18 protein-coding genes and 1 pseudogene are annotated in these 22130 nt (G+C 70.7%); 10 read left to right on the top strand and 9 right to left on the bottom strand.

What is annotated here, in order from left to right; all coding sequences use genetic code 11:
- Nucleotides 1–91 precede the first annotated feature (91 nt).
- Nucleotides 92–451, bottom strand: coding sequence for a peptidoglycan-binding domain-containing protein (locus tag DEP02_RS18320; protein WP_157977480.1), 360 nt, complete (start codon nt 449–451; stop codon nt 92–94).
- 252 nt (nt 452–703) lie between these two features.
- Between DEP02_RS18320 and DEP02_RS18315 the strand changes: the two genes are divergently transcribed.
- Together DEP02_RS18315 and DEP02_RS18310 are read left to right on the top strand one after the other, a co-directional pair.
- A complete protein-coding gene (locus DEP02_RS18315) occupies nt 704–1894 on the top strand; it encodes a sensor histidine kinase (protein ID WP_112468712.1) in 1191 nt (396 codons plus the stop codon).
- Between the two features lie 5 nt (nt 1895–1899).
- On the top strand, nt 1900–2565 hold the full coding sequence (locus tag DEP02_RS18310) for a response regulator (RefSeq protein ID WP_112468718.1): 666 nt from the start codon (nt 1900–1902) through the stop codon (nt 2563–2565).
- A 335-nt stretch (nt 2566–2900) separates the two neighbouring features.
- Here the strand turns inward: DEP02_RS18310 and DEP02_RS18300 are convergent, their stop codons facing one another.
- From DEP02_RS18300 to DEP02_RS18290, 3 genes are all read right to left on the bottom strand, one after another.
- Nucleotides 2901–3746: an alpha/beta fold hydrolase gene (locus DEP02_RS18300; RefSeq protein ID WP_157977479.1), complete on the bottom strand. Its 846-nt coding sequence runs from the start codon at nt 3744–3746 to the stop codon at nt 2901–2903.
- Nucleotides 3747–3860: 114 nt separating this feature from the next.
- The gene (locus DEP02_RS18295; RefSeq protein ID WP_112468708.1) at nt 3861–4727 is read right to left on the bottom strand and encodes an ABC transporter permease; all 867 of its coding nucleotides are present in this window, start codon (nt 4725–4727) and stop codon (nt 3861–3863) included.
- A 125-nt stretch (nt 4728–4852) separates the two neighbouring features.
- Nucleotides 4853–5887, bottom strand: a complete 1035-nt coding sequence (locus tag DEP02_RS18290) for an ABC transporter substrate-binding protein (protein ID WP_112468706.1) — start codon at nt 5885–5887, stop codon at nt 4853–4855.
- A gap of 259 nt (nt 5888–6146) precedes the next feature.
- Here DEP02_RS18290 and DEP02_RS18285 point away from each other — a divergent pair, with 259 nt between their 5' ends.
- Nucleotides 6147–6932 carry an ABC transporter ATP-binding protein gene (locus DEP02_RS18285; RefSeq protein WP_112468703.1) on the top strand — a complete coding sequence of 262 codons (786 nt, stop codon included), beginning with the start codon at nt 6147–6149 and terminating at the stop codon, nt 6930–6932.
- Complete coding sequence (locus DEP02_RS18280) at nt 6929–7963, top strand: LLM class F420-dependent oxidoreductase (protein ID WP_198668479.1); 1035 nt, start codon at nt 6929–6931, stop codon at nt 7961–7963. The genes DEP02_RS18285 and DEP02_RS18280 overlap by 4 nt, the downstream gene beginning before the upstream one ends.
- Before the next feature lie 260 nt (nt 7964–8223).
- Here the strand turns inward: DEP02_RS18280 and DEP02_RS18265 are convergent, their stop codons facing one another.
- Entirely contained in the window at nt 8224–8553 is a 330-nt protein-coding gene (locus tag DEP02_RS18265) for a deoxyxylulose-5-phosphate synthase (RefSeq protein WP_112468699.1), read from the bottom strand.
- Nucleotides 8554–9031: 478 nt separating this feature from the next.
- Here DEP02_RS18265 and DEP02_RS18260 point away from each other — a divergent pair, with 478 nt between their 5' ends.
- The 3 genes from DEP02_RS18260 to DEP02_RS18250 are packed head-to-tail and all read left to right on the top strand — an operon-like array spanning nt 9032 to nt 13305.
- Nucleotides 9032–9526, top strand: a complete 495-nt coding sequence (locus tag DEP02_RS18260) for a hypothetical protein (RefSeq protein ID WP_112468697.1) — start codon at nt 9032–9034, stop codon at nt 9524–9526.
- A gap of 13 nt (nt 9527–9539) precedes the next feature.
- Entirely contained in the window at nt 9540–12677 is a 3138-nt protein-coding gene (locus DEP02_RS18255) for an ATP-binding protein (RefSeq protein ID WP_112468695.1), read from the top strand.
- Nucleotides 12670–13305, top strand: a complete 636-nt coding sequence (locus DEP02_RS18250; protein ID WP_112468693.1) for a hypothetical protein — start codon at nt 12670–12672, stop codon at nt 13303–13305. The genes DEP02_RS18255 and DEP02_RS18250 overlap by 8 nt, the downstream gene beginning before the upstream one ends.
- 204 nt (nt 13306–13509) lie before the next feature.
- Here DEP02_RS18250 and DEP02_RS18245 read toward each other — a convergent pair whose 3' ends face one another.
- From DEP02_RS18245 to DEP02_RS18235, 3 genes are read right to left on the bottom strand one after another with little or no spacing between them, the layout of a single operon-like run.
- Nucleotides 13510–14934 (bottom strand): phytoene desaturase family protein, encoded by a 1425-nt coding sequence (locus DEP02_RS18245; RefSeq protein ID WP_112468691.1) that lies wholly within the window; start codon nt 14932–14934, stop codon nt 13510–13512.
- Nucleotides 14931–16793, bottom strand: a complete 1863-nt coding sequence (locus tag DEP02_RS18240; RefSeq protein WP_112468689.1) for a DUF3556 domain-containing protein — start codon at nt 16791–16793, stop codon at nt 14931–14933. The genes DEP02_RS18245 and DEP02_RS18240 overlap by 4 nt, the downstream gene beginning before the upstream one ends.
- Before the next feature lie 40 nt (nt 16794–16833).
- Nucleotides 16834–18357, bottom strand: a complete 1524-nt coding sequence (locus DEP02_RS18235; protein ID WP_112468686.1) for a class I adenylate-forming enzyme family protein — start codon at nt 18355–18357, stop codon at nt 16834–16836.
- 154 nt (nt 18358–18511) lie between these two features.
- Between DEP02_RS18235 and DEP02_RS18230 the strand changes: the two genes are divergently transcribed.
- From DEP02_RS18230 to DEP02_RS34825, 3 genes and pseudogenes are all read left to right on the top strand, one after another.
- Nucleotides 18512–19768, top strand: coding sequence for a PucR family transcriptional regulator (locus DEP02_RS18230; protein WP_112468684.1), 1257 nt, complete (start codon nt 18512–18514; stop codon nt 19766–19768).
- Nucleotides 19769–20180: 412 nt separating this feature from the next.
- Nucleotides 20181–20492: a DUF4232 domain-containing protein gene (locus DEP02_RS18225; RefSeq protein ID WP_112468682.1), complete on the top strand. Its 312-nt coding sequence runs from the start codon at nt 20181–20183 to the stop codon at nt 20490–20492.
- Between the two features lie 437 nt (nt 20493–20929).
- Nucleotides 20930–21064: pseudogene (locus DEP02_RS34825) on the top strand (IS982 family transposase); the annotation flags it as partial.
- Here DEP02_RS34825 and DEP02_RS18215 read toward each other — a convergent pair.
- Nucleotides 21045–21632 carry a DUF6939 family protein gene (locus DEP02_RS18215; protein ID WP_112468680.1) on the bottom strand — a complete coding sequence of 196 codons (588 nt, stop codon included), beginning with the start codon at nt 21630–21632 and terminating at the stop codon, nt 21045–21047. The pseudogene DEP02_RS34825 and the gene DEP02_RS18215 overlap by 20 nt on opposite strands.
- Nucleotides 21633–22130: the final 498 nt, after the last annotated feature.

Genomic DNA, 22130 nt, shown 5'->3' with positions numbered 1-22130 from the left:
CGCCACCCCGGCCCCGCCCCTTCCCCCGTGCCCCCCCCGTGTGGCGCCCCCGTCCCCGGACCAACGCTCAGGAGGCGCCGCCGTCACGCGGTCAGGCGCGCAGCTTGGCCCAGGTCTTCGGACCGACCTGGCCGTCCCACTCGGCGGGCTTGTTCGGGAAGGCCTTCTTCTGGAAGGCCAGCACCTTGCTGTAGGTGATGTCGCCGAACTTGCCGTCCCGGGCCAGGTCGTAGCCGTGGAACCACAGCAGGCACTGCACCTCGATGACGCGGTTGCCGCTGTCGCCGTACTTGGTCAGCGCGGTACCGGAGTACCAGACCTTGCCGCAGCTGTAGTTGGTGGCCGCCACCGACGCCGCCGGCTGGGCCAGGGCCGCCGGAGCGGCGGCCAGGGTGCCGCCGGCCAGGGCGGCGGACAGGACCGCGGTGGTGATCGTCTTGCCGATACGCATGATCGTCTCCTCTTCCGGCCCCGGACCGGGTTCCCCCGTTGGGTTCCACATCGGCCCGGACGCCGCACGCCGGTGCCGGGTGGAACCGGTCCGCCGTGCCGGGAAAGACGCTACGGACGGCGTGGCCGGGGGTCGTCGCACGACGGGTTGAACTTGCCCGACACCATGGGCGGTACCCGCCGCCGGCCTCCAACCCGACGTGTACACCACTGGGTTGACGTACGACGCCGTACCCGTGGTTAAGCTGCGGCGATGCGCATACCCCAGCCGGCCGTCGACGCCGGGATCGCGGTGTCCCAGGTCGTCGTGGCCGTCCTGCTCGGCCACGAGTCGCGGCAGGCGGGGTGGCCGGCCGTCGACGCGGCGGGGTACGTCCTCATCGCCCTGGTCAACCTGCCGACGGTGCTCCGCAGCCGGGCGCCGCTGGTGGTCTGCCTGGTCGTCCACGTCTGGTGGACGCTGTTCATCGTCGCGGGCTACTGGCCGGTGCTGAACTCCCTGGCGCCGATGCTGGCCGTCTACACGGTCACCGCACTGCGGCCTGCCCGCATCTCCGTGCCCTGCGCCGGGCTGATGGGCGCCGTCTGGATCCTGTCGGGCGTCCTCCACGAGGGGGCGTACCTCCCCGCGGTGGTGGCACAGGCGATCGTCTTCCCCGCCATCCTGTGGCGTTTCGGCCGGATCGCCCGCCGCTCCGCGAAGCTGACCGCGCAACTGCGCGCGGAGCAGGCCGAACGGGCCCGGCGCGAGGTGGCCGAGGAGCGCGTCCGGATCGCCCGCGAACTGCACGACGTGGTCGCCCACCACATGTCGGTGATCTCGGTCCAGGCGGGGCTGGCCGCGTTCGTTTTCGGCTCCGACCCGGCGACCGCCCGCGGCGCCCTCGCGACCATCGGGGCCACCAGCACCGAGGCGCTCGAAGAGCTGCGGCGCATGCTGCGGATGCTGCGGACCGAGGGCGACGACAACGCGCTCGACGCCCCCATGCCCGGCCTCGGCCGGCTGCCGGACATGACCGACCGGGTCCGGGCGGGCGGGGTGCGGGTCGTGCTGCGCGTCGAGGGGACCCCGAGGCCGCTGCCGCCCGGCATCGAGCTGTGCGCGTACCGGGTGGTGCAGGAGTCCCTGACCAATGTGCTCAAGCACGCGCCCGGCGCCGAGGCTGTGGTCGAACTGCGCTACGAGCCGGGTGGGTTGCTCGTTACGGTCACCGACGACGGGGGCGGCGCCGGACGCGCGGGGGAGGTGATTTCGGACAGAAACCCGCCGCGCGGCGGGCACGGCTTGATGGGCATGCACGAACGAGCCAAGCTTTACGGCGGGTCGCTCACGGTCGGCCCACGGGGTCGGGGCGGATTCGCGGTGCGGTTGTCCCTGCCGACCTCCACACGCCCTGGGGAACGCCCCCGGGGCCAGGGGCAGGGAGACGACGTTCCGGCATGACCACGATGGTCCGGGTCCTCGTTGTCGACGACCAGTTCCTCATCCGCGCGGGCCTGGTCGGCCTGCTGGAGGCCGCGCCCGGCATCGAGGTCGTCGGGGAGGCGGGCGACGGGGCCGAGGCCGTGGACCGGGCCGCCGAGACCCGGCCCGACGTGATCCTCATGGACATCAGGATGCCCGGCATGAGCGGCATCACGGCGACTCGCAGGATCCTCGCCCAGGCGGCGGATCCGCCGCCCCGCGTCCTCATCCTCACCACCTTCGACCTGGACGAGTACGTCTACCAGGCCCTCCAGGCCGGTGCCTCCGGCTTCCTGCTCAAGGACTGCGGGCCCGACCGCCTGCTCGCCGCGGTGGCCGCAGTCGGTGGCGGCGACATGCTGTTCTCGCCGAGCGTCACGCGCCGGCTCATCGAGGCGTTCACCCGGCAGGTCGGTCCGGACGCCGAGTCCCCGGCCCGGGAACTCAAGACCCTGACCTCGCGCGAGACGCAGGTGCTCCAGCTCATCGGCCGCGGCCTGTCGAACGACGAGATCGCCGGCCGCCTGCACATCAGCGCCGCGACGGTGAAGACCCACGTCAATCGCACGATGAGCAAACTGAACCTGGCCAGCCGCGCGCAGGCCGTCGTCACCGCGTACGAGACGGGGCTGGTGCTGCCGGGCGGGTGAGCTCGCTCGCGCGGCCGGCCCGCCGACGGGGAGAGGCGCCCCTCGGGCGCACGGGGTGGCTCCGAGAGGCGGAGCCGGTGGCCGCTTGACCGGGTCCGCCTCATCCAGCAGCTGTATGCCGCCGGCCTGTCCGGCAAGGCAGTCGCCGAGCTCACACCGTGCGTCGTGGACCGCGCCACCCGGGCGGCCTTGAAGAGCCGCGAACACGACGCCACTGCCGCGTCGACCGCGACCGGAACACGGGGAACACCAGGTGCTGTGGGCACCGGTTCCACGCGGCCCGGTTGCCCACCGGACGCGCCGTCGCCGTGATCTTCGGCGGCAGCCTCGACCGGCTATGCGGCGAGTGTCGCCAGCGTCTGCTCGGGTGCGGTGAGGATCGAGAAGTGGCCTTGGCCGGGATGGATGTGAAGGCGTGCGCCCGGTATCGCCGCGGCGAAGCGGCGGGCGTGCTGGAGCGGGACGGTGGTGTCGGCGTCCCCCTGGTGGATCGACGTGGGCACCCTGATCGACTCGAGGTCGAAACCCCAGGGTCGGGTCAGTACGCGCAGATCCTGCCCGACTCCCCGGCTGCCACGGTGGAACGCTTGCAGGTAGTTGGTCAGGAAGGCCGCGCGCGCGTCCGGCCGGGCGAGGGCACGCCGGTCGCCGGCGGGCATCCCGCTGGTCGCCAGGCGGAGGAACAGCCCCGGTGCCCGGCGCGCCGGCGTGGCCAGGCGGCCCAGGAACCAGCCACCGAAGGCCGGAGCGTGCCGGGCGATCTGCAAGGACGCGCGCTGCCCGGCTGCCATCCCGCGGGTGGGCCAGGCGGGCGGGCCGAGGGGCGCGATGAGCAGCAGGCCGCGGACGCGGTCAGGCAGCTCGGACGCGCATGCGGCCGCGAACGCTCCGCCGCCCGAGACGCCGAGCAGCGCCACCGGGCCGACGTCCAACGCGTCCAGGACCAGGGTGGCTTCCGCAGCCCAGTCCACGACCCGCGCAAGGCGGCGGGCGTCGGTGCCGCCGATGCCGGGGCGGTCCGGGGCGATGAGGCGCAGGCCGAGCGTGTGGGCCGCGCCCGCGAAGTCGTACGCGGCCAACCGGGAGTCGGCCAACCCGTGGCAGAACAGCACCGCAGGCGCGTCCGGTTCCCCCACCACCTCGACCGCGATCACCCCGCCGTCGGCTCGACGCAGCTCCATCCTCATACCGTCCACCCTCATATCGTCTCCCATGACCTTGATCTGAGAGCTGCCTGAGCGGCTTTCCAGAGGTTCGGCCGGTAGCCGGCCGGGAGCCACAAGGGCCGGCCAGGGTCAGTTGCGTGAGGTGGTTTCCCGGACCCAGGGCAGCGCGAACCGCTCCATCAGCACCAACGCGAAGTAGAGCAGTATGCTCATCAGCCCGATCAGGATGATCGCCACCCAGGCAGTGGCGACGTCGCCGACCCCGCCGGCCTGCACGATCAGATAGCCCAGTCCGCTCTCACCCGCCAGGAACTCGCCGATGACCGCGCCGATCGCGGCGAGCGGCATGGCCACCTTCAGCCCGACGAAGATCTGCGGCAGCGCGGCGGGCAGCCGTACCTTCCGGAACGCCTGCCAGCGCGAGGCGTCCAGCGAGCGAGCCAGCTCGGCCAGGTCCGCCGGGGTCGACGTGAGGCCGGTCGCGGTGGAGAGCACGATCGGGAAGAAGCAGAGCAGGAAGACCATGGTCAGGACCGGCTTCTGCCCCCAGCCGAGCGCCCCCACGAGCAGCGGCCCGAGCGCGATCTTCGGAACCGCGTTGACGGCGACCAGCAGCGGCGTGAACATCCGCTCCAGCAACGGCGAGCCGGCCAGCGAAAGCCCGATCAGGACTCCGCAGGCGGCGGAGAGCGCGAAGCCTGCGAGCGTCTCCACCGTGGTGTCGCCGGTGTGCTCCAGGAACCGGGCCGGGGCTGCTGTGAACGCCGAGAGCACGGCACCGGGCGGAGGCAGCACCACCGGGTGGACCACCTTCAGCACTGACGTGAGCAGCCACCACACGCCGAGGGCGACCAGCAGCCCGGCCGAGGGCAGCAGCACGGCGCCGGTGCCCGTCCCGCGCCGTAGGCCGGATCGCGGCACCGGCACCGGCACCGGCGCTGGCGCTGGCTCCGGGCCCGTCGCTGAGGTCTGCTGCGGCGGCGAGAGTTCGGTCATCCCATCCTCCTCGGACCACCCGGCACTTCCCTTCACCCGGACCGCTCAGCGCGGAGTCGGGGCGGCAGTGCCGATGCTCCCCGCCGGTCGCCGACGGGGAGCACACGTTCGGGCAACCCGTGTGATCAGGCTTTCGGTACGAGGTCGAAGTCGATGATCTGCTCGGGGGTCATGCCCTGCGGCAGCGCACCCGCGTCCTGCAGGATCGCGATGCTTTTCGCGACCCGCCCGGAGTCCAGCGTCCCGATCGCGGAGCCGGAAGAGCCGGAACCGCCAGGCGCGACGTACGCGGCCATCAGGTCCAACTCGGCTGCCGCAGCGGCCGGGTTCGTGACGTCCACGTTCCGCTTCAGGATCTCGGCGGCCTCCTCCGGGTGGGCCAGGCTGTACTCCAGGCCCTTGAGCAGCGCGGCGGTGAACCGCTTCACCATCTCCGGCTTCTGCTCGGCGGTCTTCGTCGAGGTGATCAGTACGTTTCCGTAGAGATCGGGCATCACGTCGCTGTACGGCAGGAGGACGGCCTTCTTCTTGGTCACCGCCTCGACGGTCGGCTTGCCCACCACGAACTGGCCGATGCCGTCCACCGATCCGCCGGCGAGCGTGCCCATCAGGGTCTGCGCGTCGCCGTTGACCCAGGTCACCTTGGCGGCGTCCACCCCGGCCAGCCGGGCGTACGCCGGGAAGAGGTTGCGTACGACGGAGCCGGGTGTGTCGGCGAGACGCTTGCCCTCGAGGTCCTTCGGGGCGGCGATGCCCTTGCCCTCGGTGGTGGCGATCGCGGCCATGGTGCGCTGCTGGACGGCGGCCACCGCGACGAAGTCCTTCGCCTGGCCGCTGCCCATCTGCAGCAGACCGCCCGTCAGGTCGATCGGACCGAACTGCGCCTGACCGCTCACGACGGCCGAGATCACGCCGCCGGTGCCCTGGCCCGGCTTGATCTCCACGTCGAAGCCGGCCTCCTTGAAGAACCCCTTGTCCTTCGCGACCCAGGCGTACGCGTCCCGGCCGAAGTTGCCGAACGAGGTCAGGTAGGTCACCTTCTCCAACGCCGTGCCGTCCGCACCGGCAGCCGTGCCGGAGTCGGATTTGCCGCACCCCGACACCAGCGCCAGCACCGCGGCCAGGGCCATCGCGGCGACCGTGCGGACGAGTCTGTTCATGCGCACCGTGTTGTCCTTTCCGACCGCCGGCCTGCGCCGGCGGAGGGGGTCGTCGAGACAGAACGGCGTAACGGAACCGCCGGGTACATGACACCTCACATGAGTGACAGCGTACGAGAGCCCGTTTGTGTGACACCAGGTGCGAAGAAAACGCTGATGGGACGACAGGTACCGCTGAGCCGCCTGGTCCGGCTAACCTGACCGGGGGTTACAGACCGGTCGGCATTGTTCATTGCCAGTGGATGGGGGAGACCGCCGGATGATCAGACTCACCGGTGTATCCCGGACCTTCACCAGCCGGTCCGGTTCCACGGTGGCGCTCCAGGGCGTCGACCTCCACATCGCCGAGGGCGAGTTCGTGGCGGTGGTGGGCCGGTCCGGGTGCGGCAAGTCCACACTGCTCCGGCTGATCGCCGGACTGCTGCCGGCCTCCGAGGGTGAGATCACCATCGGCGGCGAACGGGTCACCGGAGCCCGGCGGGACGTCGCCATGCTGTTCCAGCGGCCGGCCCTGCTGCCCTGGCGGTCCGTCCTCGACAACGTCCTGCTGCCCGTGGAGATCTTCGGCTGGCGCAAGGACGAGCACCGGGTCCGGGCGCACCGGCTGCTGGAGACGGCCGGCCTGGGCGGCTTCGAGGAGCACCGGCCGCACGAGCTCTCCGGCGGTATGCAGCAGCGTGTCTCACTGTGCCGGTCGCTGATCGGCGAGCCCCGCGTGCTGCTCATGGACGAGCCGTTCTCCGCGCTCGACGCGCTCACCCGCGCGGAACTCGCGGCGGAGCTGCAGCGGGTCCACATGGAGAACTCCGCCACCGTCGTCTTCGTCACCCACTCGATAGACGAGGCCGTGCTGCTCGCCGACCGTGTGGTGGTGCTCAGCCCGCGTCCGGGCCGGATCCGCGAGGTGGTCGACATCGACATCCCCCGGCCGAGGACGCTGGGCCGTACCGCGCATCTCGACGAAGTGGCCCGGTGCAGCGCCGACCTGCACGAACTGCTGATGGAACGGGACCTGTCGGCACCGGCCGGAGCGGAAGGGCGATGACCGTGCGGATCTGCGTCTTCACCGAGCCGCACCGCGGCGCCGACTACGACGATCAGCTGCGCTTCGTACGACTCGCCGAGGACGGCGGGTTCGAGGGCTTCTTCCGGGCCGACCACTACCAGGCGATGGGCGCCGACCCCGGGCTGCCCGGCCCCACCGACGCGTGGCTGACGCTGGCCGCGCTCGCCCGGGAGACCTCCCGGATCCGGCTGGGCACCCTGGTCACCTCCGCAACCTTCCGGCTGCCCGGCCCGCTGGCCGTGATGGTGGCACAGGTCGACCGGATGAGCGGCGGGCGGGTGGAGCTGGGCATCGGCGCCGGCTGGTACGAACGGGAGCACACCTCGTACGGCATTCCGTTCCCGGCCGTCGGGGAGCGCTTCGACCGGCTGGAGGAGCAGCTGGCCGTGATCACCGGCCTGTGGCGGACACCGGCCGGCGAGAGCTTCAGCCACCACGGCGACCACTACCGGCTGGTCGACGCGCCCGCCCTGCCGAAACCGGTGCAGGTGCCGGGGCCGCCGATCATCGTCGGGGGCCGGGGCCCCAAGCGCACCCCGGAGCTGGCCGCCCGGTACGCCGACGAGTTCAACATGCCCTTCAAGTCGGTGGCGGAGACGGCGCGGGCGTACCGGCGGGTGGCCGAGGCATGCGACCGGACCGGCCGGGCCGACACCGGCCGGCCACCGCTGGTGCTCTCGGCCGGTGTCGTGGCCGCGATCGGCCGCACCGACGCGGAGGCGCGGCGGCGGGCCGCCCCGCTGCACGTCAAGAGCGCGCTGCCGCCGGAGGACCCGGTGGTCGGATCCCCGGCCCGACTCGTCGAGCGGCTGGGCGAGTTCGCCGCGATCGGCGCGAGCCGGATCCATCTGCGACTGACCGACCTCACCGACCTCGACCACCTGGAACTCATCGCGAGTGAGGTGCTCCCGCAGCTGGAGGACGTGAAGCCCGGGGCGCCCTGCGCAGCGTTCTCAGCGCCTCAGCCAGGTCCGCGGTCCATGGCAGGAACGCCGACACCGCCTCCGTGAATGCTTCCGGCGCGGCATGGTGGACCAGGTGTCCGACCGGGATGGTGTCCACGATCAAGGGGAAGCCTCAGCCGCACCACCCGCCACCGGAACGACCACCGCTGCCAGGTGATCGCCACCACCGACCCACTCGGCCACACCACCCGCTACACCTACGACACCCGCGGCAACCTGCTCACCCGCACCGATCCCCCGTCGGCGTTGAAGCGGGGAACCTCCTACGGCCGCGCACGTCGCGGGAGTCAGGCCGGCGTCCTCCGTCAGGGCACCTCGGGACGTATGAGTGCCCTGGCGAAGGGCTCACCGGTGCGACGGGCGTAGGCCATCCGCTCGCGCACCTTCCGCAGGGTGCGAGGGCGGTAGCCGGGACCGCCGCAGCAGCTCTTGTGGAAGCGGATGCCCGCGTGCAGCAGGACGGACAGGGTCCGCCAGGCCGCGACGTCCCGTCGGGGCGGCGCGGCGAAGGCCGAGCCGACGTGGATCAGCGGCTCCGCGCAGCGGGGGCAGATCCGCTGTCTGCCCTTGTCGTACGACTGCTTGTACGAGGCCCGGCAGGGCAGGCAGACGTAGGCGGTCTTCGCGTAGGCCATGCCATCAGAGTAGGGAGCCGTCGGACCGAACTCGACGGAATTGCGGGGCCGGTGAGCTCACGGAACCGGCCCGGACCCTCCGGTGTGGGTGCAGGCAGGGTGCATGCTTCATAGGATCACCAGGCTGGTCGACGCCCGCCGGCTCCCGTTCCGTCTCACCCGGCAGGCACCTGCGCCCTGGCCCCGACCTGCAGGAATTCCGGTGCAGCGGTAAGATCGCCGTATGGGAAGTGCCCTGGCATGTGCCCGTTGCGGGGCAACGCTGGCGCCGGGCGACCAGGTGTGTGGACGCTGCGGCCAGAGGGCCCTCACGGCGCCACCCCCGCCGGGGGCACCCCCCTCCTTCCCGCAGTGGCCCGGGACGGTGCCCCAAGGGCAGGAGTCCCGGTCTTCGGAGGGTTCCCTGGGTGGCACCGGACCGCCCGAGCCGCTCCCGGATGAGAGTGGCCGTCCTGGGGGTGGTGCCTGGCGGCCCCCCGTGCGCGGCGGCGGAGCGAGCGGCGCGCCGCCGGCGGGTGCAGGCGACCACGCCCGCCTGCAGCGTTCCATCGGTCCGGCAGCCGTCGCGGACGGTACGACCATCGCCGAGGGGCAGGTCCGCTCGGTGCAGGTACGGTCGGAGCACGGTGGCAAGGACCAGTCCGAAGAGGTCTGGACCTTCCGCATCGAGCGGTACGACAACGCGGGCGACCGGATCCTGCTCATACCGGTGGAGATGCGGGGCCGCACCTTCGAGGGGTCCATCAGCGACGGTGACTGGGTGCGGGCCCGGGGCCGGATGCGGTCGGGCACGCTGCGCGTCACCCGGCTGGAGAACCTGACCACCGGCGCGTTCGTGCGTGCCAGGGGCGTGCCGAAGGCCGCTGTGATCGTCGGATGCGTGTTCTTCCTTGCGATCCTGGCCTGGATCGCCTTCGTCGCCTACGAGGGCGTCGCCGACTCCGGCCCCCCGCCCGGGTTCCCGGGGGCCTGAGAGGACGGTCGCCATGGCGATCGAAGGTCTGACCGTCGGGAACCTGGACTATCTGCAACGCGCCGGCTTCGACCCACCGCCGCTGACCGCCTCCACGGCGTACACCGAGGCTCCGCCGGGGCTGCGGACCCTGGTGCGGGTCGAGGGCATCGGACTGTTCGACAAGGGCCGCCGCCCCGGCGGGGAGGACGCAGCCGACCCGCCCACCAGGGATCTGCTCGTGGGGCTGCACCAGTACAAGGTGCCCGTGGCGTTCCTGGCCGGCGGCGAGCCCGGGCGGGTGAGTCTTCGGATCGGGACCTGGCTGCCCGCCGGCGGACAGGTGCCCTCGGCGCACCGCAACGGCAGGCTGCTGGCGTCCGCGCTGAGGGCTCTGTACCCGGCCGTCGACCTCGCCCCGGAAGAGCCGGACACCGGCAGTTGGCCCCTGGGCGGTCTCGTGCTCGGTGTGCCGACGCGGAAACCGCCCGCACAGACGGACGGGCTCGGGCAGCTCGACCGACTCCTGCAGGGCCTGGGGAGCGCCCGCTGGACCGCTCTGGTTCTCGCCCAGCCCGTGGACGAGGAGCCGGTGCGTGAGCTGCGGATGAGCCTCATCAACGAGATGCGGTCGGTACAGACGGGCGTGAAGATGAACGGCGCACCGAGTCCTCTGGCCGACCACTACCTCGAACTGCTCACCGGGCAACTGCGTTGCCTCACCGACGCACAGGGCAACGGGGCGTGGCGTACCGCCGTGTACCTGCTCTCCGACAACGAAGGTCTCGCCGAGACCAGCAGTCTGTGGCGGGGGGTGTTCTCCGGCCGGGACTCGCTGCCCGAACCCGTACGGGTATGGGAACGTGAGGACGTTCCGGCGCTGGCGGCGGCCTGGGCACTGCCCGACCCGGCCGACGGCGGACCCGCACCGGGGCTGTACCGCCAGTCGTTCCAGCACCAGACACTGCTGACGTCCTCCCAACTGGCCGCATACGTGTGCTTCCCCGGAACGGAGACGCACGGGTTCTCCGTCACCGAGGTCCCCGACTTCGACACCGTCCCTCCGCCGCTCGGCGCGGACGCCGTGATGCTCGGCCCGGTCGTAGAGCGCTCCCATGTCACGACGACCGGGTACGGGATCCGCCCGGCGAAGCTGACCCGGCACGCCTTCGTCACCGGCGTCACCGGCTCCGGCAAGACGAACACGGTGTTCCACCTGCTCCGGCAGACGGCGGAGCAGGGTGTTCCGTTCCTCGTCCTGGAGCCCGCGAAGACCGAGTACCGCGCACTGCTGCGCGACCCGGTCCTGGGCCCCTCCCTGCGGATCCTCACCCTCGGCAATGAGAACGTCTCGCCCTTCCGCCTCAACCCGCTCGAGGTGCCCGAGGGCATTCCCGTCGCCGTCCATCTCGACCTGCTGCGCTCGGTGTTCAACGTCAGCTTCGGGATGTGGACGCCGTTGCCCCAGATCCTGGAGACGAGCCTGCACGCCGTCTACACCGACCGCGGCTGGGACATCACCACCGGTGCCAACCGCCGTCTTGACACCGGGGCCGACCGCGCCGACGCCTGCCCCAGTCTCGGAGAACTGGTCCGCAAGGTGGAGGAGATCGTGCCGCGGCTCGGCTACGAGGAGAAGGTCACCGGTGACATGCGTGCGGCGCTGTGCACACGGCTGAACAGCCTGCGCACGGGGGGCAAGGGACGCATGCTCGACACCCGCCGCTCGCAGCCGGTGTCCACGCTGCTGGAGCAGCCGACCGTGCTGGAACTCGAGGGCATGGGCGATGACGACGACAAGGCCTTCATGATGGGTTTGCTGATGATCCGGCTGGTGGAACAGCGCCGCACCGAGGGTGACACGGAAGGACTGCGCCATCTCCTCGTCGTGGAAGAGGCCCACCGGCTGCTGGCCGACACCGGCTCCGGTGGGGCCCGTTCGGAGGCGGAGGCGGATGTCAGGGGCAAGGCGGTGGAGACGTTCACCGGCCTTCTGTCGGAGATCCGCGCCTACGGGCAGGGCGTGGTCGTGGTCGACCAGATCCCCACCAAGGTCGCGCGGGACGTGCTGAAGAACACCAACCTGAAGGTGGCCCACCGCGTGGTCGCCGGAGACGACCGCCAGGTGCTCGGTGACGCGATGGTGATGACGTCGCGTCAGGATGTGGCGATGGCGAGCCTGCCCATGGGCCGCGCGGCGGTGTTCGCGGACGGCGAGGACGCTCCGCTGCTGGTGCAGGTGCCGCAGGTCAAGGGTGGCTCCGGCAGTTGGCCCACCGACGCCGAAGTGCGCGATCACATGCACCGCCGGGGCATGGACGGTCCGGTCGCGGCGTCGAGCGACTGCGACGACGGGTGCGTGGCCGATCCGGCGGCGTGCGAGGCGGCCCGCACCCTCGTCGACGACCCGGGCGTGCTGAGGACGTTCGCACGGACCGTCCTGTCCGCGGTCCAGACCCGGGGCGGTCTGGCCCGCACCTGGCCGGACGTGATCGCGGTGGTCTCGCCCCGGCTGCCGCAGGGGGCGGACGTGCCGGCCGTGCTGCGCAGGTTCGCGCGGCACGCCTCCCGGCGGTTCGCCGACATCCGCGGGGCGCGGGCGGCTTGGAGCTACGGCGAAACGGCAGCGGTCGCCGACCTCATCGGTCGGGCCGTCGGCGCGCACCTCCACGGCGAACCGGCCGAGGAGGCCGAGGAGGCCGTGGCGGGACTGCGCCGGACGCTGCTCACCCTGCAGGGCGGGTACGGCCCCTTCCAGGACTGCGCCCGCATCTGGGCGGACCGGCCGGGACCGTGCCTGTGCCGTGTGCCGGTGGCGGAACTCGTGGATTCCGCCGGGTTCGCGGACCTGTGGCGGGAGGCACGCGAAGCCGACCGGGCCTCCGGCGGAACCGGCAGAGCCGCAGTGTGGGACGCGTGCCAGGACGCCGCCTACCAGCTCATCGAATACCCGGACGCGGACCAGGAGCCGGAACTGAGGGACCACCTGAGGGACATGGCCTGCCGCACCGCCCTGTGCTTCGCCCAGCAGATGCTGGCCGCCGAGGCATGGGCCCACCCGGCGACCGCACGCCGGGCCATGACCGGCCTGCTCGGCGAAGCCTGCCGCGCACGCTCGCACGAGGCCGGAGCCGAAAAGGAGAGCGACGGAGAGCGGGAGACCGATGCGTGAGCCCAGAGAGATCAGGCGCGACCCCGACGAGCACCGAACCGACTCACCCCGTGCCGGCCCCGCCGACCGCGGCGACGCGGGCCGGAAACAGGACGAAGCGGATCGGCAGCCATCGCCCGGTCACCCCCTCGAGCTGCACACCGGGCGTTACGACGAGCACGGCAACAAGACCGGAACGACCGACAGCAAATATGAGGTGTTCCCGGACGGCAGGACCAAGGAAACGTTCATCGACAAGGACACTCGGGGTCATGAGCTCTCGAGTCGGACGGAATGGAAGACCGCTGACGGGCAGTCCGAGTATTACAAAGCCCACGAAGAGCAGAAGGGGGGCGGGACGTCCGACTACACCGAGGAGAACAGGCGGATCGGTGGCCACACCGACAAGACCGTGTATCAGGAGACCAGGAACAGCAGCGGACACCTCACCAGCTCCCGTGAGGAGAAGTGGTGGACGGACGCCGACGGGAATCGGAGGCATGACGCCACGTATGACAACAACGATGCCAAGAAGGGCGATGTGTCCCACCGTGAGACTCACGAGGTGACCTACGGCAAGGACTCGGCCGACGGGCAGCACAAGGCGGGCGACCGGGAATCGAGCACCTTGGAGATCGTCAAACACTGACCTGACGGATCAGCTCAGCGTTGCCGGCCGGGAACTGCCCCTGTCCGACACGGGCGGCAGCCACCCGTGAGGCCGATCGGAGGGATGAGGACTCGCGCCGACGGGGGCCGCGGGGGGCCGTGTCGGCCCGTGCGCGTGGTTCGGCCGAGGACGACTCCGGCCGGGACGAGTGCCGGCCCGCACAGCTGCTGGTCCGTCAGCACCTCAGCGTGGTGAGATGCCGAGGTGGCGGAGTGCGGAGGCCGCTGCTCCGGCGCCGCACATTCCGTGCGCTCCGGGACCTGGTGGGGTGGCGGCGGAGCAGCAGAAGACGCCCGGCAGGGCGGTGGAGTAGGGGTTGAGGGCGGGGCGTGCTCCAAGGACGAGTTGAGGGATGCTCTTGGCTCCGGTGAGGATGTCGCCGCCGGCGAAGTTGGCATTGGCGGCGGCGAAGTCGGCGGGCGAGGTGGGCCGCAGGCCGACGATGCGGTCCCGGGTGCCGGGGGCGAAGCGTTCGAGCTGGTCGATGATGGCTTCGGTGGCGTTGCCGTCGTATCCGTGGGGGACGTGGGCGTAGGCCCAGACGGGGTGGACATCGCCGACGGACCGTGTCGGGTCGGCCAGGTACTGCTGGCCGACGAGGACGAAGGGCCGTTCGGGCATACGCCCGAGGTTGATGTCTCTTTCCGCCTGTGCGACCTCGGCGAGAGTGCCGCCGAGGTGCACGGTGCCGGCCCGCCGGGCGTGTTCGTTCGTCCACGGCACGCCCTGCTCGACGGCCAGGTCGACCTTGAAGGCGGCGGGGCCGCGGCGGAAGCGCTGGTAGGCGCTGCGCACGCGGCTGGGCAGCCGGTCGTGGTAGATGCGGGCGATCTGGGCGGGGTCGAGGTCGAGCAGGGTGACGTCGGCGGGCGGGATCTGTGAGTGGTGGGTGATGCGGACGCCGGTGTGTATCCGGCCGCCGTGTGTGCGGAGTGCGCGTTCGAGGCTGTGGGCGATGGTGTGTGAGCCGCCTTCGGCCACGGCCCATCCGGCGGCGTGGCCGGCGGTGAGGATGCCCAGTCCGATGGCGGAGCTGAGCGGGTGGGACAGTGGCCGGAAGGAGTGCGCCGCGACGCCGGCCCACAGGGCTCGGGCCCGGGGGGTGGAGAAGATGCGGGCGAGGAGGGCGGCGGGCAGGGCGGCGGGCAGGCCGAAGCGCGCGAGGAGCAGCGGGTGGGAGGGGACGCGCAGCAGGGGGCCCATCACGTCGTGGCTCAGTGCGTCCCACCGGTGCACCGAGGACTGCATCAGACGCCGGTAGCGGGCGCCGTCGGGGCCGAGCATGCGGGCGGTGTCCTGGACGGAGCGCAGGAGTACTCCCGCTGTGCCGTCGTCCAGGGGGTGGACGCAGTCGATGTCCGGGAGCCGCCAGCGCAGTCCGTGACGTTCGAGGTCCAGCGCCTTGAGCGCCGGTGAGGTGACGGCCATGGGGTGGACGGCCGAGCAGTGGTCGTGCAGCAGGCCGGGCAGGATCGCTTCGTGACTGCGGGTGCCGCCGCCGACTTCGTCGGCGGCCTCCAGGAGGGTGACGTCCAGGCCTGCTTTGGCGAGGAGGGCGGCTGCGGCGAGCCCGTTGGGCCCGCCGCCGACGACGATCGCGGTGGTCATGAGGTGGCGTCCTGGGCCGGCGGGGTCGTGGCGTCCGGTGTGGAGGACGGCGTGGCGTCCGGTGTGGCGTCCGGTGTGGAGGCCGGCGTGGAGGCCGGCACGGCCTGCCGGGGTGCCGGCTGCAACGGCTGGAGGCGCTCCACGCCGTGGACGGGGTAGTCGGGGCCGTCGGTGGGCCAGGGCTGCCGGGTCAGCATGTCGTGCACCTTGACGTGCCCGCGTTCGAGGAGGCCGAGGGCGGCGTCGTGGACTTCGTAGGCCTGTGTCTGGCGCTGGATGGGCTGGCCTTCCAGACAGATCACGCGCACCTCGCCGGGAGCGAAGCCGCAGCGCTCCTGGACGGCGCGCAGCAACTGGTCGTTGTGGAGGTGGCCTTCGCCGAAGTTCCATCCGAGGGCGAAGCCGGCAATCAGCTCGCCGTCCACCACCACGATGTCGTCCTGGCCGTCGGTGACGCGGTCGACCAGGCCGTTGTGCGCGCGGCCGTGGGAGTGCATCGACCTCCAGCTCTGCACCTTCTGGGACATCAGCAGGGCCGTTTCCGTGTCGTAGAGGCTTTCCAACTGCCGGGTGGCAAGCCGGCTCGTGGTGGTCAGGCCGGCTTCCAGGCGTGCCAGGGCGTCGCTGGTGAACAACCAGGCGCTGGTGGCCCAGTTTCCCGCGTAGTAGCGCATGGCGGGGAGGAACGACACCAGGTCGGGGCGGAGGTTGCCCAGCAGGGGCAGCAGGAGAAGGCTCGGCAGGAGCACGACGAGCAGCCAGGGGGAGTGCAGGTCCCAGACGCTGATGTCGCCGTGGGCGCCGAAGAGGTAGAACAGCGAGAAGACGAAGAAGATGTTCCACTCCAGCGGCACGCCCATCGGGACGGTGGAGAGGATGTGGAGGTGGAACACGGCCATGTAGAGCAGTGCCGCCCAGGTCCAGAAGCCTCCGTTCCCGACGAAGACCAGGTACAGCGGGACGGCGTACTCCGTCGCGGTGCCGATGTGGGCGAGGAAGAACGGCAGCCGGGACGGGCGCAGGTCGCGCGGGTGGTCCCGGTAGAACAGGCGCTTGAGCCGGCGGCTCAGCACCAGCGGGGCGTTGCTCATCATCGTCGCCACCACGAAGGGGAAGTGGTGGTTGAGCTTGGAGGTCGCCGCACCCCACCACAGGGCCAGCATGACCAGCTTGAAGCCGATGAACATGTCCGAGTAGGGGAAGAAGAACAGCAGCAGCGACAGCCAGTACTGCTCTCCGCGGGCGGCCAGGAAGACGGTCTTGTCCCGCAGGCCCAGTACGGCGAGGCTGACGATGAGCGGGAGTGCCGCGCGCGCGTCGAGCAGGCCGACGTCGCCGGATCCCGGCGCGTGGCCGCCGTCCCCCGGTTGGGCGAGCAGCCACACGGCGGAGGCGAGTACGGCGGCGTACAGGGCGACGTCGACCGCGGTGCGGCGGCTGCCCCGCGTCAGCGGCACCCGTGCGGGCCACGGGGGGAGCCGGATGGTGCCAGGCCGCAGCCAGTACAGCACCGACCCGATGACGGGGTTGAAGCGGGAGGACAGCGGGCCGGACCCGCAGCCCAGCCCCAGCACCTCCCACAGCAGTGTGAAGACGATCAGCTTCTGGTACACGATGGGCTGCGACCACCACGACGCGGCCTCGGTGACCGTTCCCAGGCCGGGCGTCAGCGCGATCACGAACGCGGCCCCGCCGATGTAGAGCAGGCACTTGACGAGGTAGAACAGGTGCACCGCGGAGGGGGTGCCGAAGCCGTACTCGACCCAGTGCCGCGTGAGGAGCTTCAGACGCTCACCGCGCGGCAGCGCAGCGAAGGTCTTGGCGTCGACAGGCGGCAGTTGAGGTCTGATGAAGCCCATGAGGGTCACACCTTTGTGTCTCGTAGGGGCGGTGGAAAGCTCAGCGGGAGGGCGCGAGCGCCTGCCGGCGCAGCGTGGGCTTGTCGATCTTGCCGACGGGGTTCTTCGGGACCTCGGGAACGAGGTGGACGGCCACGGGGCACTTGTACGCGGCGAGACGCCCGGCGAGGAACGCGTTGATCTCACCGGCGGTGACGTCCACGCCGTCGCGCAGGGAGACGAAGGCGACCGGGACCTCGCCCAGGACGTCGTCGGGACGGCCCACGACAGCGGCTTCGAGGACCGCGGGATGGTCGTGCAGAACGGTCTCGATCTCCTTGGGATAGATGTTCTCCCCACCCCGGATGATCATGTCCTTGACGCGGTCGACGAGGATCAGGTAACCGTCCTGGTCGAGGCGGCCGACGTCGCCGGTGTGCAGCCAACCGTCCCGGACGGCCTTGGCGGTCTCCTCCGGCCGGCCCAGGTAGCCGCGCATGACGGTCGGGCCGCTGATGACGACTTCCCCGACGCTGCCGTCGGTGATCAGCCGGCCCTCCTCATCCATGATCGCGACCGTCTGGCGGGGCAGCGGCAGCCCGACGGTGCCGGGCTTGCGGATGCCGTCCAGCGGGTTGGACGTCGAGGCGCAGGTCGCCTCCGACAAGCCGTATCCCTCGATCAGCTGGAGACCGAAACGTTTCTCGACGGCACCGATGAGCTGCGGGGGCATGGGGGCGGCACCGCAGACGGCGAAGCGGAGGCAGGAGGTGTCCGGGCGCACCTCGGGCGGGAGGTTCGCCAGCATGGCGTAGATCGCCGGGACGCCGGAGAAGAAGGTGGGGCGCGCACGCTCCAGAGCGGTGAAGAAGCCCTGGGCGCTGAAGCGTCCGACGATGGTGGCCTGCCCGCCGGCCCGCAGTGGCGAGAGGATGCTGACGACGATGCCGTTGACGTGGAACAGCGGCAGGACCAGCAGGCTGTGATCGGCCTCGGTCAGCTTCATCGCCTCGATCATCGCCGCGGTCATCGCGTCGATGTTGCGGTGCAGCAGCTCGACGCCCTTGGGGCGCCCCGTGGTGCCACTGGTGTAGATGACCAGCGCCAGGTCGTCGCCGCCGGCGTCGGGATCCGCGGGCCACTCGGGCAGGGCCACCGCCTCCGGTGCCGGTTCGGCCAGCTCTCCCACCGTCAGGACGGTGACGGACGCGGGCAGGCCGTCCGACGGGGACTCGACCGGGGTCTCGGCCGGAGTCTCGACCGGGTTCTCGACGACGACGGCCTTGGCACGGCAGTCCGCGAGCTGGTAGCGGGTCTCCGCCGCGGTCAGCGCCGGGTTGACCGGGGTGAGGGCAGCCCCCAGCCGCCAGGCGGCGAAGAGAGCCGCCACCAGCTCGATGCGGTTGGTGAGCTTGACCGCCACGATGTCACCGGCGCGTACCTCCCGGTGAGCGAAGTGACGGGCATACCGGTCGACAAGATCGGAAAAAGCGGCGTTCGACAGGACGCCGTGGGCGTCGTCGGCGATGGCCGGCGCGTCCGGGTCTTGTTCGCGGCGCACAGCGGGCAGGCGGCTCAAATTCATGCTGGATCGCACCTCGGAGTCGGGTGGCTGGTGAATTCAGGAGAATGTAGAGCCCGTAGCCCCCGGGCGGCCACGGACGCGGGGCATAAGGTCCTCGACCGCTTTCATGCTCACGGCACAAAACCCGGAACGAGCGCTGTCGTAGAGTGCGGCCATGCAGTCCCAGCAGGCGCTGATCCTCAAGATCGCCGACCGGATCCAGCAGACCCGGGAGGATCTCATCGCGGATCTCGTGGAGGTCACCCGCGCGCAGATCACCGCGCTCGACCATGACGCCGCTTCGCGCTCCCTGCTCGAAGCGAGCATCACCGAGAACATCGTGACGGCGATCAACTTCCTCAGACAGGAGATCGACGCCGACCTCCTGGAGGCCCCGACGGCCGCTTTGGCCTACGCCCGCGTACTCGCCCAGCGCGATGTCCCCCTGTCGGCGCTCATCCGCGCCTACCGCATCGGCCACGCCCGCTTCCTCGACCGCGCCTTCACCCTTCTCGACGACCTGCCGGCCGATGACCAGGTGCCGTTCGTCGTCGAACTGGTGCGCCGCTCGGGGCGGTTCATCGACCAGATCTGCGAACAGGTCGGACGCACCTATGAACGAGAACGCGACCGGTGGGTGGCCAGCCAGAGCGGGGTCCGTCAGCAGTGGGTGAACGAACTCCTCGCCGGGGGCCCGGTCGACCACTCCGCCGCCGAGCGGGCGCTGCGCTATCCGCTCGACGCCCCGCACGTCGCGTGCACCCTGTGGCCGGCCGGCCCCATGACCTCCTTCGACATGGTCACCGCCGTGGACGACATCCGCGCCCATGCCGTGTCGGTCCTGAAGGCCCGCGCAGCGCTGGTGGTACCGACCGACGAACACGAGGCGCGCCTGTGGCTCGCACTGCCGACCCCGGCCGACGACCGACTGGAGCAGCTCACCCCGCCGCAGGGAAGCCCCCTGCACGCCGCCATAGGTCAACCGGGAACCGGTCTGACCGGCTTCCGCACGTCAGCGCGCCAGGCCGCCCGAGTCAAGGAAATCCTCGCCACCCGGCTCGGCAGCGCCAATGAGAAGCAGGCCGGCCCTTCCCGTCCGCAGTGGGTGCGCTACGCCCAGGTGGCCCCCGTCGCGCTCATGGCCACGGACCTGGCGGCCGTCCGCGACTTCGTGACCGCGACGCTGGGCGACCTGGGGAGGACCAGCACCCGCAGCGGCGTCCTGCGCGAAACACTGCAGACCTTCCTCACCCACCACCGCAGCCACGCGGCCGCGGCACAGACGATGAACCTGCACCGCAACTCGATCCAGTACCGGGTGCAACAAGCGACCGCCCTGCTGCCGGGCGGTGCCCACGACCTGGACGACGACTTCAACGTCCGTACCGCGCTCCTTGCCGCACACTGGCTGGGCAACGCGGTCCTGCACTGACCCGGCGCAGACCGAAGGCTCCTGAAGGAGAGAGGATCGAGCACCTCTGACACGACGTTGTCGGCGTGCCCACTCCCTCACCGCAATGCACCGTTCATGGCCGTCATCGTGACGTACCGTGGCTGCCGGTCTCCGGGGATTTCAAACCGCCGTGCCGCCGCCTGGGCGGCACCACGAGGTGGCCCGTGCGTGCGGGAGCCTTCCGGTGCGTCAGGTGGCGAGGGCTCTTCGGGTGAACAACCGGTACAGGGCAGGGGCGTTGCCGGTGTTTTTCTGGCGGAACCGTTCCTGCCCTGTACTTGATGGGCAACAGAACCACCCAATACGCGTATTGAGGGCGATTCCCGGTAAAGGCTCTGCTGGCAATCGAGAGTCGAGAGCGGCCGTGTACGGCCGGCCACGGGGGAACACCATGAATACTCTTGTCCGCTTCAGAGGCTGGAAGCCCTGGAAGGAGCCCGCGGACAGCAAGGAGGCCAGGCACCTCCTCATCACCGTCCAGAACGCCGGCGACGAGAAGTGCGACCTCTACCACTACCCCCACCTACGGCTCGGCGCCGACGCCCAAACCACGGTCCCCGTGATCGAGGACAGCGACCCGCACCCGGGGGCGCCCGTCACCATCGCTCCGGGGGAGGAGGCCTACGCCGCTCTGCTCGTCAGCGGCGGCGCCAGGGACGAGTACGAGGCGAACATCGCCCTGGACTTCATCATGTCCAAGTGACGGACCCCGACCGGGCCCCCTTCCCCGCGGCCGACCAGACCGCTCGAACGGCCAAGAGATCGCGCTTCCCCAGCCCGAGACGGTCCACGGCGATCGCTGTGAAACGGTACGACGGCCGGAACAGCGCGGAGACGGCTGCCTTCGCTCCGCCTGCGGCCGGCCGGGGTTCGATCGGGGCTCGATTGGGGCCTTCGCGGCAGACGCCTGATCGTGCTCGTTCCGCGCCTTGGTGTCGGGCTTGCCCTTCCCGTTGCCGTCGAGCTGTCCGCCCAGGCCCGCGCCGACCGTCAGAAGTACGAGCGCTCCGAACGTCGCGCCGAGCTGGGCGAACCAGCGCGGAGCCGGTCAATCCCCGTGTGGGGAAAGCCGGGATGTCGTACCGGTCATCGCACCTGGGGTGTCGGCGAGACTCGTGCCAAGAAGGTGCGATGCCCCGACAGCACGGCAGCCGGACCTTCGAAGGCGCCGCCGTCCGGGTCGCCCAGCGTGTCCTGGCCATGGCCGCGGCCATCTGGCACAACCATAAGACCGGCGCGCCCATCACCAGGTCACTCATCGCATTCGATCACTGACCACGTCGGACGCATCCGCGTCACCTTCTCGGGGCCAGCGGCCTTCGATGTGCAGCTGGATGAGCGCGGCGTGGGAGAGCGGGCTGGTGGGATCAGTGACGTCGCCGTTGGTGGTGTAGTCCAGAAGTACAACATCCCTCTTGTCACGGAGCCGCTCGACCAGAGCAGCGACGCGGTGTTCGAGAACCCATCGGTAGGCCGGCAGGTAGATCCGGCGCCGGGCCGTCTCGTAGGGCAGTAGCCGGTCGCCGTGCAGACCGGTGCGGTGACCTTGGACAGGACCGTATCGACGCACCGTCCGCTTCAACCCCTTCATCGTGGTGATCTTAAGTTTGCTGGGGTCGACGTCAGAGTCCTGGAAAACCTTGAGGGCCTGCCAGATCCCCTCTACGGACTGGCTGGTCACGCCCTCGCAGTAGGGGACAGGGATGCCGCCGTGCGGGTAGAAGGGACTCAGCCGTACCCACGGTTCCGGTGCCCTGGAGGTCACATCGATGACCTCCGCGTCAGGGAACGCGGCGGTCAGCGACGCCATCGCACGGCGACGGTTGGCAACGCGGATCGACATCTGAAGGCTCCTTGCCTCGGTGACATGAGCCGCCAAGCATCCCCGATGCCACTGACATCTCTCCCATGGAACAAGACACCACCTACGAGCCCACACGCTTGTTCCGGTGACCGTCGTCAGCGGGAGTGCAGCGACAGTCACATAGGACTTACTCGTCTGGGTGTGTTGTTCGGGCAGGCGGTGCCCGTGCCTCGCGCGCTGCCGTCGCCACCGCGCCGTACGGCTCCGGTTTCGAGTACGATCCGCCGAACGCAAGTCGGTAACCGGCCAGTTGGGGGCAACGTCGGCTCAGGCGGTCGTACGGCTGGCCGGAAAGGGAGGGGAAGAACGAAGTGATCAGGTGGTACGGCTGGGGCATCCTCGCGCTCCCCGTGATGCTTCTCTCCCTGATCGGCGGTTCCTGTGGGGTGACCGTCCTCCTCTGGGACCTTGCCGCCCAGGGGGGCGACGGCATCGACCACGGTGGTGTTCCGCTCGGCGGGATGGCGGTGGGTTTCG

This window comes from Streptomyces triticisoli (genome assembly GCF_003270085.1).
GTDB lineage: Bacteria > Actinomycetota > Actinomycetes > Streptomycetales > Streptomycetaceae > Streptomyces > Streptomyces triticisoli.
This window is presented reverse-complemented; position numbering and strand designations above follow the sequence as displayed.

Excerpts from the sequence above, each read along its gene's own strand:
- DEP02_RS18315 (WP_112468712.1), top strand. The coding sequence starts at position 704 with ATGCGCATACCCCAGCCGGCCGTCGACGCCGGGATCGCGGTGTCCCAG.
- DEP02_RS18300 (WP_157977479.1), bottom strand. The coding sequence starts at position 3,746 with ATGGAGCTGCGTCGAGCCGACGGCGGGGTGATCGCGGTCGAGGTGGTG.
- DEP02_RS18230 (WP_112468684.1), top strand. The coding sequence starts at position 18,512 with ATGCAGTCCCAGCAGGCGCTGATCCTCAAGATCGCCGACCGGATCCAG.
- DEP02_RS18290 (WP_112468706.1), bottom strand. The coding sequence starts at position 5,887 with ATGAACAGACTCGTCCGCACGGTCGCCGCGATGGCCCTGGCCGCGGTG.
- DEP02_RS18295 (WP_112468708.1), bottom strand. The coding sequence starts at position 4,727 with ATGACCGAACTCTCGCCGCCGCAGCAGACCTCAGCGACGGGCCCGGAG.
- DEP02_RS18215 (WP_112468680.1), bottom strand. The coding sequence starts at position 21,632 with ATGTCGATCCGCGTTGCCAACCGTCGCCGTGCGATGGCGTCGCTGACC.
- DEP02_RS18310 (WP_112468718.1), top strand. The coding sequence starts at position 1,900 with ATGGTCCGGGTCCTCGTTGTCGACGACCAGTTCCTCATCCGCGCGGGC.
- DEP02_RS18250 (WP_112468693.1), top strand. The coding sequence starts at position 12,670 with ATGCGTGAGCCCAGAGAGATCAGGCGCGACCCCGACGAGCACCGAACC.
- DEP02_RS18320 (WP_157977480.1), bottom strand. The coding sequence starts at position 451 with ATGCGTATCGGCAAGACGATCACCACCGCGGTCCTGTCCGCCGCCCTG.
- DEP02_RS18240 (WP_112468689.1), bottom strand. The coding sequence starts at position 16,793 with ATGGGCTTCATCAGACCTCAACTGCCGCCTGTCGACGCCAAGACCTTC.
- DEP02_RS18255 (WP_112468695.1), top strand. The coding sequence starts at position 9,540 with ATGGCGATCGAAGGTCTGACCGTCGGGAACCTGGACTATCTGCAACGC.
- DEP02_RS18225 (WP_112468682.1), top strand. The coding sequence starts at position 20,181 with ATGAATACTCTTGTCCGCTTCAGAGGCTGGAAGCCCTGGAAGGAGCCC.
- DEP02_RS18265 (WP_112468699.1), bottom strand. The coding sequence starts at position 8,553 with ATGGCCTACGCGAAGACCGCCTACGTCTGCCTGCCCTGCCGGGCCTCG.
- DEP02_RS18285 (WP_112468703.1), top strand. The coding sequence starts at position 6,147 with ATGATCAGACTCACCGGTGTATCCCGGACCTTCACCAGCCGGTCCGGT.
- DEP02_RS18280 (WP_198668479.1), top strand. The coding sequence starts at position 6,929 with ATGACCGTGCGGATCTGCGTCTTCACCGAGCCGCACCGCGGCGCCGAC.
- DEP02_RS18235 (WP_112468686.1), bottom strand. The coding sequence starts at position 18,357 with ATGAATTTGAGCCGCCTGCCCGCTGTGCGCCGCGAACAAGACCCGGAC.
- DEP02_RS18245 (WP_112468691.1), bottom strand. The coding sequence starts at position 14,934 with ATGACCACCGCGATCGTCGTCGGCGGCGGGCCCAACGGGCTCGCCGCA.